General features: G+C 28.1%; 12 protein-coding genes. 4 read left to right on the top strand and 8 right to left on the bottom strand.

Translation table 11 applies throughout. The features are described 5' to 3' along the window. Window positions 1–6: 6 nt before the first annotated feature. The 7 genes from LN42_RS05645 to LN42_RS05615 all read right to left on the bottom strand — a co-directional run bounded on the left by LN42_RS05645 (window position 7) and on the right by LN42_RS05615 (window position 8,248). A complete protein-coding gene (locus LN42_RS05645) occupies window positions 7–1,101 on the bottom strand; it encodes an iron-containing alcohol dehydrogenase family protein (RefSeq protein ID WP_014296548.1) in 1,095 nt (364 codons plus the stop codon). A 106-nt stretch (window positions 1,102–1,207) separates the two neighbouring features. Further along, a complete protein-coding gene (locus LN42_RS05640) occupies window positions 1,208–2,221 on the bottom strand; it encodes an elongator complex protein 3 (protein WP_075780484.1) in 1,014 nt (337 codons plus the stop codon). Between the two features lie 60 nt (window positions 2,222–2,281). After that, window positions 2,282–3,181, bottom strand: a complete 900-nt coding sequence (locus LN42_RS05635; protein WP_075780483.1) for a D-alanine--D-alanine ligase — start codon at window positions 3,179–3,181, stop codon at window positions 2,282–2,284. After that, complete coding sequence (gene topA, locus LN42_RS05630) at window positions 3,171–5,414, bottom strand: type I DNA topoisomerase (RefSeq protein ID WP_014296545.1); 2,244 nt, start codon at window positions 5,412–5,414, stop codon at window positions 3,171–3,173. Before topA ends, LN42_RS05635 begins: the two co-directional genes overlap by 11 nt. Beyond that, window positions 5,415–6,455: a 3'-5' exoribonuclease YhaM family protein gene (locus tag LN42_RS05625; protein WP_083635659.1), complete on the bottom strand. Its 1,041-nt coding sequence runs from the start codon at window positions 6,453–6,455 to the stop codon at window positions 5,415–5,417. Window positions 6,456–6,465: 10 nt separating this feature from the next. Beyond that, entirely contained in the window at window positions 6,466–7,566 is a 1,101-nt protein-coding gene (gene alr / locus LN42_RS05620; RefSeq protein WP_075780482.1) for an alanine racemase, read from the bottom strand. Between the two features lie 64 nt (window positions 7,567–7,630). Continuing rightward, window positions 7,631–8,248, bottom strand: coding sequence for a YigZ family protein (locus tag LN42_RS05615; RefSeq protein ID WP_083635658.1), 618 nt, complete (start codon window positions 8,246–8,248; stop codon window positions 7,631–7,633). Between the two features lie 116 nt (window positions 8,249–8,364). On the opposite strand from LN42_RS05615, the gene LN42_RS05610 reads away from it, so the two are divergent. Next, a complete protein-coding gene (locus LN42_RS05610; protein WP_014296541.1) occupies window positions 8,365–8,862 on the top strand; it encodes a tellurite resistance protein TehB in 498 nt (165 codons plus the stop codon). Window positions 8,863–8,894: 32 nt separating this feature from the next. Here LN42_RS05610 and LN42_RS05605 read toward each other — a convergent pair whose 3' ends face one another. Continuing rightward, entirely contained in the window at window positions 8,895–9,551 is a 657-nt protein-coding gene (locus tag LN42_RS05605) for an HAD family phosphatase (protein WP_014296540.1), read from the bottom strand. Window positions 9,552–9,782: 231 nt separating this feature from the next. On the opposite strand from LN42_RS05605, the gene LN42_RS05600 reads away from it, so the two are divergent. Genes LN42_RS05600 through LN42_RS05590 form a run of 3 tightly spaced genes read left to right on the top strand, consistent with a single transcriptional unit; the run spans window position 9,783 to window position 15,640 of the window. Continuing rightward, window positions 9,783–11,900, top strand: a complete 2,118-nt coding sequence (locus tag LN42_RS05600; RefSeq protein ID WP_075780481.1) for a hypothetical protein — start codon at window positions 9,783–9,785, stop codon at window positions 11,898–11,900. Window positions 11,901–11,954: 54 nt separating this feature from the next. Next, complete coding sequence (locus tag LN42_RS05595) at window positions 11,955–14,633, top strand: hypothetical protein (protein WP_014296538.1); 2,679 nt, start codon at window positions 11,955–11,957, stop codon at window positions 14,631–14,633. Further along, entirely contained in the window at window positions 14,630–15,640 is a 1,011-nt protein-coding gene (locus LN42_RS05590) for a mannose-1-phosphate guanylyltransferase (RefSeq protein ID WP_014296537.1), read from the top strand. Before LN42_RS05595 ends, LN42_RS05590 begins: the two co-directional genes overlap by 4 nt. Window positions 15,641–15,694 lie beyond the last annotated feature (54 nt).

Genomic DNA, 15,694 nt, shown 5'->3' with positions numbered 1-15,694 from the left:
ATTTTATCACATTTCCAATATTTTATTATACATATCTTTAATCTTGTTGTAATTATATTCACCCGGTGTGTTTTTTACATGTGATGAATTTAAAACTTCATTTATAAATAAATCAAGTTCATCGTCTTTATATTCAAATTTAAAGTTATAAATACCAAGTTCTTTTAAGAAGGTTGTGAACTCATCAATTGAACCAAATATATCTTCAATTATTTTTACTTTTTCCGGTTCTGCTTTTTTTACTTCTTCAAGTACAAATGGAAGGAATATAGCTGTAGCCTGTCCATGCCTTATTCCTTTGTGAATGGTAATTCTATATCCAAGAGAATGTGGTAATATTGTTCCAGTTTGGGCTATAACTATTCCAGCTAATGTTGAAGCTAAAGCCAGTTTTTCTCTATATTCAACGTTTTCAAGATCATTTAATACTTTTGGAAGATATTCTTTTATTAATGAGATAGATTCTTTTGCAAGGATATCAGACATAAATGTAGCCTTTTTTGAAAGAACACCTTCAATGGAATGTGAAAGCGCATCAACAGCAGTGGTAAGAGTTAACTCCCTGCTCATTTTTGTCATGTATTTAGGATCTAAGTAAGAAACATCAGGGAATATTAGAACATCTTTAAAACCGGATTTTCTTCCGTTTGGTTTTGTTAAAACAGCGTATTCTGTAACTTCGCTTCCCGTTCCTGCAGTTGTTGGAACTGTTATAATTGGTACTGAAACTTCATATTTTGAAGAATCAAATAAATCATCTGGTGTTAACTCTGGATTCGCAATTAAGACAGAAATAGCCTTACCTGCATCCATAGGGCTTCCACCGCCTATGGCAATAACAAAATCACAATTTTCCTTTATACCGAGTTCTTTTCCTTTTATAACCATATCATATGTGGGATTTTCACCTATTTCATCATAATGCACATATGGGATTTTAAATTCATTAAGAACAGAAATCACATCATCAAGTGCTCCTGTAAGTTTTGCAGAATGTTTTCCTGTAACAATAAGAGCCTTTTCTCCTAAAATCATTTCATCTTTATGTTTAGAAATAATATCTTTTCCGTAATACAATTTTGTAGGCATATGGTATAGCATCTCAATCACCCCTTTTTTAAAATCTTCTTATCTATTATTATAATAAAAAAAAGAGGAAATAGCAAATTGCAATTTTAAAATAGAAAAATTGAAATTATCTTTTTTACTATAAGATGAAATTTTGATTTAATAAGATTTTTAGAATATCAGCATATTTAAGTTCAATATTGTTTAATAAAAATTTACTGCCATTATGAAATTCTATATTGCTGTGTTCCAAAAGCTCTTTATTGCTCTTTTTAAAGCCAATAAAATTTGCTTTATATTGCATAGGAACAATCAATTTATCTTTAGCAAAAGTTTCAATAATATCTCGAGCTATTTTACTTCTTACAAGATCACCAAAAGAATCATGATAAGGACCAGCTACAACATTTTCTCTTTCTTTACCGTATAAACATATACCAAGTCTTATTACCTTTTTATCATTAGCTTCTATAATTTCTGTCATTTTAGCTACTTTTTCAACAGCCTCATCAAGCGTTTCTGGAGTATATTCCTTGTTTTTATACATTTTTTCAAGTGTTGAATTTTTTAAAATAACTGTTGGATGTATCCTCACACTTTTAGCACCTATAAATGTTGCAATTACTGCAGAATTTAAGTCTTTATAATAAGAGCTTTTTGGCAAACCTGTCATTAAATGAATGCCATAGTCAAAGTCATATTTTTCCAATAATTCAATTGCATTCCAGACGTCATTTAAATCGTGTGGCCTGTTTGCTGCTTTTATTATATCTTCATAAAATGATTGAATACCAATTTCTATAAAATTAATTGTATAATTTTTTAGAACATTCATTTTTTTCTCTGTAATTTCTTCTGGTGATGTGGAAAATCTAATGCCATATGCCAAGCCATTTTTAATTTTTTCTTCTGCCCAGTTAAGGTAAAATTTCATTAATTCTATGTCCATTCCTGTAAATGTTGCTCCATAAAAGGCTATATAAGGATTTACGTTTTCAGGGAAATATTCAATATATCTATTGAATATATCATTTAAATTATTTTCATCAGGTTTTTTTCTTATTCCTGTTGCAGAATATTCATTGCAAAATACACATATTTTTTTACAACCCGCGTGTGGTATAAAAACAGGAATTATATATTCTCTTGACATTAAAATCACCTCTGTACGATTATATTAAATATATTAAAATCGGGCTAAAAGCCCGATTGTTTAATCTTTTAAATGATTTTTTATTAGTATATCCACCAATTCTTCAAAAGAAAGGCCATATGCTGCTGCTGATTGAGGTAAATCGCTTAATTCAGTCATTCCAGGAATTGTATTTATTTCCAGAATATAATATTTATCATTTTTTATTATTGCATCAATTCTACAAAAATCCCGTATATTCATCATTAAAAAAAGCTTTTTAAAATCTTTTATAATCTTTTCTTCTAAATCTTTTTCGAGTTTTGCAGGCACTTCAAAATCAGTATATCCTTCTGTATATTTTGCTTCATAATCATAAAATTCATTTTTAGGTTTTATTTCAAGAATAGGTAGAACTAAGGTTTCATCATTTTTCTGAATGATACTTACAGAGATTTCACGACCTTTTATATATTCCTGTATTATTATTTCGCCAAAATTTTGGAGTTCTTCTTTAAGAAATTTATTATATTCATCTAAATTATGGCATATATGAATCCCCAAGCTAGAGCCGCTTTTCCTTGGTTTAATAATTAAAGGAAAATCTAAAGGCGGTTCTATATATTTGTCTGTTAAAAAGGATTTTGGAACAGAGAAATCTTTTTTTATACTTTGAATAAACGCCCATTTATCAAAGGTCTTTTCAGAAGTATTGGAATCTGATCCAATATATTCAATTCCAAGTTTTTCAAGTTTTCTCTGTAAAGTTCCATCTTCACCTTCATAGCCATGAACAATGTTAAAAACCAGATCTGCAATTTTATATTCATTAACAAACCTTTCCCAATCTGTTTTTAAATCATACTTACATAAGCTATAGCCATTTTTTACAATGGCCATAGCTATATTTTTTGCACTTCTTATTGAAACTTCACGTTCATTTGAATTACCGCCATAAATAAGGGCTATTTTATAGTTCATTTATCTCACTTTCTTTAAAGTATTTCTTTTCTTCTGGACAATAGAGCATTTCTTCTCTGTTTTTTCTTTTATAGAATAAAGGTCCGTTACATGAAGGACATCTATAATCGGAAGGTTCATCCCAGAACATTTCACCACATTCTGAACATTTATAATATACTTTCCCCTTTTTGCTTTTCATTTTATGAACGGTACCGCCACATTTTGGACATTTACCTCTTGCCGGTAATGGTTCAGTATATTTGCATTCTGGATAATTTGAACAGGCTATAAACTTTCCAAATCTTCCGCTTTTTATTACCAATTCACCGCCACATTTTGGACATTGTCTGCCTATTCCTTCCTCTTTTCCTTTTTCTGTTTTTAAAAATGATTCATCTAAATATACCTTTTTATCAATGGTAACACCTAAGGCGCCTTTTTGAATGCCTTTGTTTTCACCGCATTTTGGACATTTTAAGTATAATCCGTAACGTCCAAATTGGAGCTGCATCTTTTCACCGCATTTTTCACATGAAATATCTGTATTATATGTAAAGTCCATAGAACGCTCTTTTAATTTTTTATCTGTATCATTAAGGAATTTTTCAAATTCTGCATAAAATTCCTTTAAAAGGGTTTTCCAATCCATTTCTCCAGATTCAACTTTATCCAGGTTCTCTTCCATATGGGCGGTAAATTTAACGTCAACAATTTCCGGAAAGTTCATTTCGAGTATATCTGAAACTACAAATCCAACAAGTGTTGGTATTAATGAATTTTTTTCTTTTATTACATATTTTCTATTTAATAATGTAGTGATTATAGTTGCATATGTAGAAGGCCTTCCAATTCCCTTGCTTTCCATTTCTTTTACCAATGAAGCTTCTGTATATCTTGAAGGTGGCTTGGTTTCATCTCTTTCTGCCTTTAATTCAATATTTTCTAATATACCCTTTTCCGGTATTTCATATTCTTTTTCAGTTGTGCTTGAACTCCAGAATTTTTCAAATCCATCAAATATTCTTTTTCTTCCAACAGCTTCAAATTCATATTTTTTATTGTTATCGCTTATTGTATATGTTTTTTCAATATATTTTGAAGGAGCTGATTGTGAAGCCATAAACCTATTCCAGATTAATGTATATAATTTTAAAGCATCGCCAGAGATAAGTTCTTTTGCTTTTTTAGGATCCATAAATACATCTGTTGGTCTTATAGCTTCGTGAGCATCCTGAATCTTTTTCTTTGACTTTTTAACCTTAAAATGACCTGTATACTCTTTTCCAAAATTTGATTCGAGATATTCGTGAGCTTTTTTCATAGCGTCTTCTGAGATTCTTGTTGAATCTGTTCTCATATATGTGATAAAGGCAATAGGGCCTTCTTTTGTTTCAATACCTTCGTATAGTTTTTGAGCTATTTGCATTGTTTTTTGTGATGACCAGCCATATTTTGAAATTGCGCTTTGTTGTAATGTACTGGTTATAAATGGTTGAGGGGGATTTTTCTTTGTTTCCTTTTCTGTAACCGCAGTAACAGAGTAAATAGCGTTTTCCAGTTCTTTGAATATTTCTTCTTTTTTCTTTTCTGAAATACTTTCTTTTTTAAATTTTTTTCCATCTATTTTTACCAGTGGTATATCCTGTTCCATATACTTTAAAAATATCTTATAAAATTCTTTTGGTTTAAACTTAAATATCTGTCTTTCTCTGTCAACAAGTATCTTTAAAGCGGCAGATTGTACTCTACCGGCACTGGTATTATAATCCTTTAAAATTCTCCATAAAATAGGACTTATTTTATAACCAACTATCCTATCAAGAATTCTCCTTGCTAATTGAGCACCAACTTTATTTTTATCTATTTTTCTTGGTGATTTTATGGCTTCCTGAATGGTGTTTTTGGTAATTTCTGAAAAGATTATTCTATTTTCTTCATTTTCATCAAGTCCGAGTAAATAACTCAAATGCCAGGCAATAGCTTCTCCTTCTCTATCCATATCAGGTGCAAGATAGACTGTTTTACCTTTTGCTATTTTTTTAAGATCCTCTACAACCTTTTCTTTACCAGGCATGAGTTCAAATTCCGGTTCGAAATCCTTTTCAATATCAACACCAAATTTTTTCTGTGGCAAATCTCTAATATGTCCTTTGGATGCCACTACTTTGTATTCTGAGCCAAGATATTTTTCTATTGTTTTTGCTTTGGCTGGTGATTCCACTATTACTATTTTTTTTGCAGTTTTAGGCATTTATTTGTCCTCCATTTTTGTTATTTTTATCTTTCGGCCAAGATTTTTGTTATAATCTGTCCAATCTTTGTTATTGGATTCTTCAATATGATTTCTAACCTGCTCTACTTTAGAACTTAAATTATCAGCAAAATGTAATATAAATGCTTCTATTGTTTTGGGAACTATTGGACTACCCCATTCGAGTTCTCCATGATGTGAAACAATCATATGTAGTATCTGTTCAAGTTTTTCAGAAGGCATATTGTTAACTTTTTTTGCAGCTTCTATAACCATATTTGTTCCCAGTGCAATATGTCCTATTAACTCGCCTTCATCTGTTTTCTCTATACCAGCAGGGGTTATTTTGTATTCTCTTATTTTTCCAATATCATGTAATAACGCTCCTGCAATAAGAATGTCCTTCTGGACAATATCTATATAATTTTCAGAGATTGAAATACATAATTTTGCGACATCTACTGTGTGTTCAAGTAATCCGTGTTTATACGCATGATGAACGCTAATAGCTGCAGGTGAATCAAAAAATTGCTTAATGAATTTTTTATCCTTGATAAACATATATGTCAGCAGGTTTTTGATATCTATATCCTTAATGGAATCAATAATTGCATATAATTCATTTTTTAGGTATTCCACATCTTTAGAGCTGCTCTTGATAAACTTTTCAGGGTCTATTTCGTCTTCTTTTAAGATTTTTATTTCACTGTCTTTATCAACATTTAATTGCAATCTACTATCAAATACAACTATTTTACCTCTTAATCTGATAATGTCTCCAATATTTATTTTTTCATTGTTTTTTGAGGCATTGAACCAATCAATAGCTCTTAATGTTCCTGTTTTATCTCCCAGAGTAAAAAGCAAAAATTCCTTTCCATCCTTTGTTGTTTGAAGGCGTTTGCTTAAAACCTTTCCTTCAACATCTTTTACATCATTAACCTTTAAATCTGAAATATATGAAGTGTTTATAATATCGTCTGATAATTGCCCTTTTTCTTTTAACATATCTCCTAAACTTATACCGCCAGTGTTTTTCATATTTTTCCTCCTAGTCTATATATACCCTTGGTACTCTCCAGGTTATTTTTGAAGTAATATCGTAATTTATAGTTTCAGCTAAGTTTCCCAGCTCTTCAGCTGTGATTTTGTTTCCGTTTTGTTCTCCTATTAAAATAACTTCATCGCCAAGGTTTATATTTTCTACATTTGTTGTTTCTACAACAAATTGATCCATACAGACTCTCCCTATTATATTACATTTTTTTCCATGAATCAATACATATCCCTTGTTTGAAAGTTGCCTAAAATATCCGTCAGCATATCCAACAGGTATTGTGGCTATTGGTATATCCTGTTTTGTAAAATATGTTCTGCCATAACTTACACTTTCTCCAGCTTTTAAAACACCTCTTTTTGCAACAACACTTTTCCAGGATAATACAGGTTTTAATCCCTCCTCTTTTTCTATATCTGAAGGTTGTAATCCGTATGTTGCAATTCCTGGTCTTACATAGTCATGTGCAAATTCCGGAAAGAATAGAGCTGCGGCTGAATTACATATATGTTTTATTGGCAATTCTATTCCATTATCTTCAATATAATCTACAGCGGAAATAAAATTATAATATTGTTCTTTTACAAATTCATCAAGCGCATCTGCTGTTGCAAAATGGGAATAAATCCCCTTTATATTCAAATCATATTTTTTAATTTGTTTAATGAGAAAGTCTATTTCTTCTCTTTTAAAACCCATTCTGTTCATGCCTGTATTTATATTTATATGAAAATCAATTTTTTTAATATCGCTTCCAAAATATTCAATAAGTCCATTGAGTTGTTCAATGGAGCCAAGTGTATAGATGAAATTTTCCATATTTTCTTTTATATATTCAGGTTTAACATAATTGAATACAAGTGTTGGTATATTAACACCACTTTTTCTAATTTCTATTCCTTCTCCTAAAAAGGCTACAGCTATCATATCAACTCCTCTTTTAACCAATGCCTTTGCAAGAGGAATAGCCCCGTGTCCGTAAGCGTTAGCTTTTAATACCGGTATTGCTTTTGTTCCAGCTTTTTTTTCAATTAAATCTATGTTGTACAAATAATTGGAAATATTAATCTCTGTGTATGTGCCTCTATCAAACATAATATTCCCCCAATCTTATATATATATTTTGTATAATATGAATTGCCTTTCAAATTGAATTATATCATACTTCTTTACCAACTTCTTCTATTCTTAAATAATTGATTTCACCTTTTTGGGATAATATAGAAACAATATCTTTTTCATATTCTTCTTCAATGGCTATTTCAAAAGATACTTTATCTGTAAATGTATTATTTATTATTTTCCAGCCATTTAATCTTTTTAATAATCTTTCTATTTCTGCGTATTTAGAATAATCAGTGATTACGTTATATATTTTCAAATCTATATATTTTGCTATTTTTGATTCAACTATAACCTTTTCAGCAGTTTCAGAATATGCATCTATTAATCCACGAACTCCTAATTTTACTCCACCAAAATATCTGGTCACAACAATAGCAACATTTGAAAGGTTAAATTTTTCTATTTTTCCAAATATTGGTTTTCCTGCTGTTCCAGATGGTTCTCCATCATCGGAATAATTGAATTTATTTTCAGAAATTTTGTATGCCCAGCAATTGTGTGTGGCATTTTTATATTTTGAAGATATTTCTTTTATAAATGCTTTTGCTTCTTCTTCGGAATTAACTTTTTTAATATTTCCAATAAATTCAGAACGTTTTATTTTAATGGATACTTCAACAGGTTTTAATATTGAATAGTAAATTTCAATCACCTCGCTATAAAAATTCGATTTTATTATATCATAAACCTATTATTAATTTTATAAAAAATTAAAAAAAGAGTGTTATAATCAAAACGTAGAAAATTCAGGAGATATGAGGTGTTATTATGGCAGAATGTAAAAATTATCATGAAGCAGCAATAGAAGGTGCAAAAGATGGAATATTTCATGGAGATCATATTCATCCTACAGTGATGTTATGGACATCATTAAATGAAGAAACAACTAAAAAGGTTATTGAGAAGGTTGGAGAATATGATTATGATTATGCAGAAGATTTAAAGGAAATGCTTGAAGATTATGATATTAATGCAATGGATGTTCCAATCCCATTTCCGTTTTCATTTGAAAGTGATCTGGAATTTGATAATGCTGTGAAATTATTGAAAGATATAGCAGAAATTACAGATGCAAACGCATATTCATTCATCGTTGAGGCAATGAGTGAAGAAGATGAAGAAGATACTTTACCTTCTGTATTTACAGAATGTAAAGAAGGGAAAATTTACTTTACTTTATTTGACTGGGAATATAAAAGAATAGAAGATGAGGAATTTGAAAGTACAGACGAAGATATTCAGGGATTTAGATTGAATATCTGGTAAAAAAATCGGGCAATAAAAATGCCCGATTTTTTTTATTTATATATAATTCTCCAACCTCGTTTTTTAGCAATCCATTTTAATCTAAGATCAGGATTAACACATATAGGATTTCCCACTGTTTCCAAAAGCGGTAAATCGGAAATGGAATCACTGTAGAAATATGCATCTTTAATATCAAAGCCGTTTTTTTCGCATAATTTTTTAGCTTCTATAACCTTATTTTTTTCATACATATATGTTCCTATTTCTCCGGTAATAATACCATTTTCAACAATAGTTTTTGTACAGATCATATCGTCAAATTTCAAATATTCTGCAAAAGGTGCCACAAGAGAGTCTGGTGAAGCAGAAATTAAAGAAAGATAAGCGCCATTTGATCTATGAAATTCTATTTCTTCTTTTATGCTTTCTCTTATGTGATATTTGCCATCTTCTTCAAACCATTGTCTTGCGAAACTAAAAGCTTCTTCGGCATTTTGTCCTTTATATTTCATAGCCATTTCCTTAACCATTGTTTCCATATCTTTTATTTCAATTCCCATTTTATAGAATATAGTATAAATTCCCATTTTATAGTATTTCCATAATGGGAATTTTCCATGCTTTATTTCATATTTATAATATAGTTTTGGACTGTAAGTATCAAGAATGGTTTTATCGAGATCAAAAAAAGCTACATACTTCTTCATATACGCCTCCTGAATGAAAATATTATAGTAGTATTATATCATAAAAAAAAACATATAACAATCGCTTTTTTGTAAAAAAAGACACCTTCATTTAACTTTAAATTAATATATCAAGTGATAAATTATTCGTATTTTATATAAAATTTGAAAAAAATTTGTTCGAATTGTAATATTATGATATAATTTAGACGATATTATTTCTGACATAAAAATATTCAAGGAGGGACCTGTATGAAGAAGATTTTTGTTTTAGCATTGCTTATGTTAAGTGTGTTGGTTTTAGCTGTGAATTCACCAAAACAACCACTTTTGTTTTTTAATATTGATGATTCAATAAAAGATTATCAAAATTTTGTAAGAGATGCTTTAAAAACGGTTATATACGAAAATATAGATTCTGAAACTAATTTTAAAATGCTTGATTCAAGATTTTCATATAATTTTTATCCTGAAGATGCCGTTAGAGAAGTTGAAGTTGCAGTGGTAGCAGCAAGAATTTTTGGCGTTGAAGATGAAATTTTAAAGGATTTTCCATTATCCTCTCCAACCTTTGAAGATGTAAAATCAAAATTGGAGAAATTATATGTTAATGATGGATACGATTTTTCAAGAGATTTTGGATATATGGAATATATGAATAATTATTTTATAAAAAAGCTTGGAGTACCATTATTTGATTCTATAAACCCATTAAATACTATAACAAAGTTGGATATGATAAAATATTTTGTTAAGATATTTACGTTAAAAGCCCTTGAAAATAATTGGAGCTTTGGTCCGTATATTCCCATGACTTCATCTAAAAATCTCGTGACATCCGCAGAAGAGTTAAATAGAAGATTAAGTGTATATACAGGAATACAATCACCGGCTGAAGCAGGATATTTAACAGTTTTTGAAAAATACTTCTTAACAAATGATAAAGGAAAAATAGTTCCTTTAATAAAATATTTTGATCAAACAACTAAGATAGATGCATATACCCTTGTTTCAAGAGCATATTTTTATACAATGGTTTCATATTTATTTACACAGGCTCCAGTTAAAATACCGGATAATGCAAAAATACCTGTAAGAACGTATAATAACATGATTTCTTATCTTCCTAAAAAATCATTAGAAGGGGAATATGCATTATTTGAACCATTAAAACCAAATAGCGGAAAAATTAAAATACTTGAGCCATATAATCTTTCAAATGATATAATAAAGTTTAATATAGATAATGGCAATGAAATAATTACATTGGATAATTCAAAGATTTATTTGCATAAAAAATTCTATGTTGAAAATATTGCAGAAAATACATATGTAAGCAAAAGGCTAAAATGGGATAAGAAAGAAATATTTGATGGAAAAGACTTTGCGCTAAGATATAAGTCTCTTGCTACTGTTGATAATAATAGTAAAAAATTTGAGTTTTCAAGTTTTGGTACAATTGAAAAAAATGGAAATGAAATATGGATTAAAAATATCTCTCATGTTTTTAAACCAACCAGAAAAAATGAAAAGCTTCCTGTGACTTTAAAATTGACAAATAAATTTAAAATTGCCAATCCAGATTCCTTCAAAATTAAATGGTATACAGTAAATGTTGATACAATAGAAATGATGAAAAAATTGGCAGAATATGGGTTTGAAGGTATTCCTGAAAAATATAAAGTATTGTTCAAAGAGGTTAATGCTTCAAAGGTTCCAGCTGGAATAGGTGTAATGTTTAATACAGAAGTTGATTATATTTATAGAAATAAAGTAATTAAAAATGATTATATAAATGGAAATATAGCATATTACTTTACTAAAGATAGATTAAACGTTAAACGCGATTATGCAACATTTAAATCACTTAAAGACTTTCTTGAATACTATCAATATGGTTATGAAAAGGTTGATTATACAGAAAATACAGATTTTCTGGATTATTGGAATGAAGTGAAAGATAAATTAAATGATATGAAAATTTCCGATAAAGCCTATTTTGTTCCAGATGCAAGAATAACTCTTGACATTGTAGAAGAAAAATTTATCCAAAGACCTGAAGATATGAATATTTTCTTCTGGACATTTTATGGTGGAAAGTTAGTTTCGTTTGAACCGGCAACACATAGATTATTTACCCAGAAATTTGTAGAACCATTTAAATATGCAGATGATGCAATTGTATATGTTAAATATAAAGACGGAACAATTAAAAGCGGAAAGATAAATGGCAAGGGTAAAGACTTATTCTTAAATGATTCAAAAGAATATTTAAGAGACTTATTGTTATGGTTCCAGGTTTCTGTAAAGAAGGATAAAAAAGGTGAAAAACAACTTGAAATTGTATATATAATTGCCGAAGAAATATAACTTTTAAATTTAAATTAAAGGAGCTTCGGCTCCTTTTTTTCCTGGAGGTAAAATATGAAAAAAACTATCATTATAGTTTTTTTGGTATTAATTTTAATAATAGGGCTTTTATTTAAGCCTTCAAAAGTTATTATATCCCTTGAATTTCCTGGATTTATTAATGTGGAAGATTTAAAGGTAAAAGTTAATGATAAATATTTAACTTCGTCAAAGAAGATGGAGATGAATTTATTGCCAGGAAAGTATAATGGGGAGATATATTTTAAGGGAAAGATTATTAAAAATTTTTATATAGAAATTCCTTATTTTAACTTCAAGCGTATTGAAAAAAATATTGTATTACCGAAATCGGATTTTCATATAGAATTATATCGAAGCGATGTTGACAGATTATCCCTGGAATTTTCATATAAATATTATCAACCGGATTTCTGGAAGATTTCATTTGATAATAAGGAATATACAACTACATTATCAAATTTTTCATTATATATTTCACCATATGCAAGTGGAATATTGAATGCTGAGGCGATTTTTTCAGGGAATTCAGCATATTCCAAAAATTTTAAGATTTCTGCGCCAATTTCAAAGATAATTTCTCATGAAATAAATATCGATAATTTTACAATAGTTTCATTTAATCTTGAATATAATGAATTAAAACCTATTAAATTTGAAATATACAAAAATGGAGATTTTTTTGAAACTATTGAAAATACAACATTTAAAGATATTACTACATCTAAAAGTATAAAATATACAATAATTCCTGTATTTTCTGGTGGATATAAAGGTGAGCAATATAATATAGTAAAGCCCGAATTACCAGAAATAAATAATTATATAAATACAAAAAAATTATCTTTTGATTTTCCGTATAAGAAAATATATATAAATGGCAAGGAATTTTCGCCAGATTTATTGAAGGAAGGGAAAAATAAACTAAAAATAGAGCTTTTAGAAAATGTATTCTGGATGGTAGAGGTTTATGTCGATACTGTACCTCCGAAAATTTCAGATTATAAGATAAAGTATGCAAATAATATATATGAACTTAATCTTGTAACTAATGAAGATGCTCATTATATGTTGTTTACAGATGAAAGTACATATACATTTAACACAAATAATTTTGAATTTGAAACAGAATCAACAGTTGCAACACTAATAGCTATAGATAAATTTAATAATAAATCAAAACCATTAAGTATTAATCTGGATTTGTACCCGGAATATAAGGTTATAGATGAAAATAATTTTATCCAGATAAAGGTTGAAAAAATTGGAATATCAGAAAATCCAAAATTAGTGATAAAGGATAATGAGAATAATATAATCTCTCTTTTTAATTTAAATAAAATAAGCAATATAACCTTTTCTAATTTTTCTCCTGAAAAAGAATATCATTTTGTTGTATATATAGATAAACAACATCAAAAAACAATATATTCAAAAACAATTCCACCATCAACGCCTATAATAAAATCAATAAAAAATATTGGAATAGGACAATTTGAAATAACTCTTAAAAATTATTCAAAAGATAATAATTATAAAATAATTACTCAAAACAATATATATACCGGAAAATTTGAAGGATATAAATATATTGTAAATATATCACCTCAAGAATTAACTAATTCTGCGACAATGATTATATGGAGGGAATTTAAAAACATCAAAACAAAAGAAATTTCTATAAAATTAAAAGATAAGTTTATGTATCACAAAAAAATATATACAACCGTTCCACAAACACTTTTAGAAAGTCAATCTCCATATATATTTAGAAATGATATTGAATTAAATAATACAATAATAGATGGCATTGTAAAAATATATTTATTTCCAGATAAAAAAGTCACTATAAAAAATCTTAATTTCAAAACCATAAAAAGTAAGGTGATATTTAACGCATTATCCAGTAAATTTGAAGGAGTGATACTGAAAAGCTCAGAATTAAAAAATGTAGATATATATAATGCAAATATTGGTATTTTTCCAACAACAGATAAATTTGAATTATATAATATTTCAATAAAAAATTGTATTACAGGAATATATTCAAAAGGTCTTTCAACAGGGTTATTATATAATATATTAATTTCAGAAAATAAAAAGGGTCTTGATATAATTAACACAAAAATAGAATTTAAAAATTCGCTGCTTTTTGATAATGAAGTTGGTTTTAATATATACAATTCAAATGTATATCTTTATAACTTATCTATTGCTGATTCCAAAAAAGCAGATATAGAAATTCATGATTCTCAATTATTGATTAAGTTTACAGATTTTATTAATAGCAAATATGCAATAAAATCATTTAATTCAAATATAAGTATTATACAATCTATGTTTAAGGATAATTTTAAATCAATAAAATCATATAAAGATATGAAAATCTCTGTGATAAATACAGATTTTATAAACAATATAGTTTCATTGGACATATATAAAACGCCTTTAAATATTGAAAATTCAGAATTTAGAAATTCAAAAAGAGCAGTTTTTGTATTTGACAATACATTAGAAGAAAAATTCTTCATATTAAATTCAACATTTTTGCAAAATGAATATGATATATATATTGAAGGGATAAATAATATATATTTAAAAAATACAGAAATAAAAAATGTATTTGATGGGAATAAAGAAAAAAGTTGGATAGATGAAAGAGGAAAAATATTCCAGAGGGGAAAAGTAATAATGGAGAAGGAGGCAAATCAGTGAAAGCAATAATTCTTGCAGGTGGTTCAGGAGAAAGATTCTGGCCATTAAGTACGTCTAAAAAACCAAAGCAATTTTTAAAAATATTTTCTGAAAAATCCTTAATTAGAGAAACATTTGAAAGATTACAATTTAAATTATCCCCAGAAGATATATTTGTTGTAACAGGTGAAAAGTATAAAGAACAGACAATAAAAGAATTACCTGAAATTCCAGAAAAAAATGTTATACTTGAACCAATTGCTAAAAATACAGCACCAGCATGTTTTTTAGGAACACTTGTTGCAGATGAAAATGAAGTTGTTTTTATACTTCCAGCAGATCATTATATTCCGGATAAAGAAAAGTTCTGGAAAACAGTGGGTTTAGCAGTGAAAGCAGCTGAAGAATATAATGGTCTAATAACCCTTGGAATAATGCCAACAAGACCAGAAACAGGATACGGATATATAGAGTCAGGAGAATTGCTGGAAGATAAAGTAATGAAGGTTTCATCTTTTAAAGAAAAACCTGATTTCAATACAGCTGTAGAATATCTCAAAAAAGGAAATTATTTCTGGAATAGTGGAATGTTTATCTGGAAGAAGAGTGTGTTTATAAAAGAAATGGAGTTGAACCATCACAAAACCTTTGAAGTCTTAAAGGATGTAAATCCGTATAATATAGATGAGATAAAAGAAAAATATCCGAAACTTGAAAAGATAAGTATAGATTATGCTCTAATGGAAAAATCAAAAAATGTATATACAGTAAAAGCAGAATTTGAATGGTCAGATGTGGGGAATTGGGTTTCAGTTCGTGAAATGGAAGGATATTCAGATAATAAGGATAATGTATATCTTGTAAATAGCAAAAATGTATTTGTAAAATCCAATAAAAATGTAGGTATTGTAGGTCTGGAAAATATAATAGTAATTGATACAGAAAATGGTTTGTTAATATCTAAAGAAACTGAAATAAATAAAATTAGAGATATAGTAAAACAGCTTAAAGAAAAGGACAGGTTTTAATCCTGTCCTTTTTATAACTAAAAGTATGATATAATATAAATATAAAATGTATAT

Source organism: Marinitoga sp. 1137 (assembly GCF_001941525.1).
In the GTDB taxonomy this organism is placed as follows: domain Bacteria; phylum Thermotogota; class Thermotogae; order Petrotogales; family Petrotogaceae; genus Marinitoga; species Marinitoga piezophila.
The sequence above is the reverse complement of the archived record's forward strand: the minus strand, read 5'-3'. Positions and strand labels throughout refer to the sequence as shown.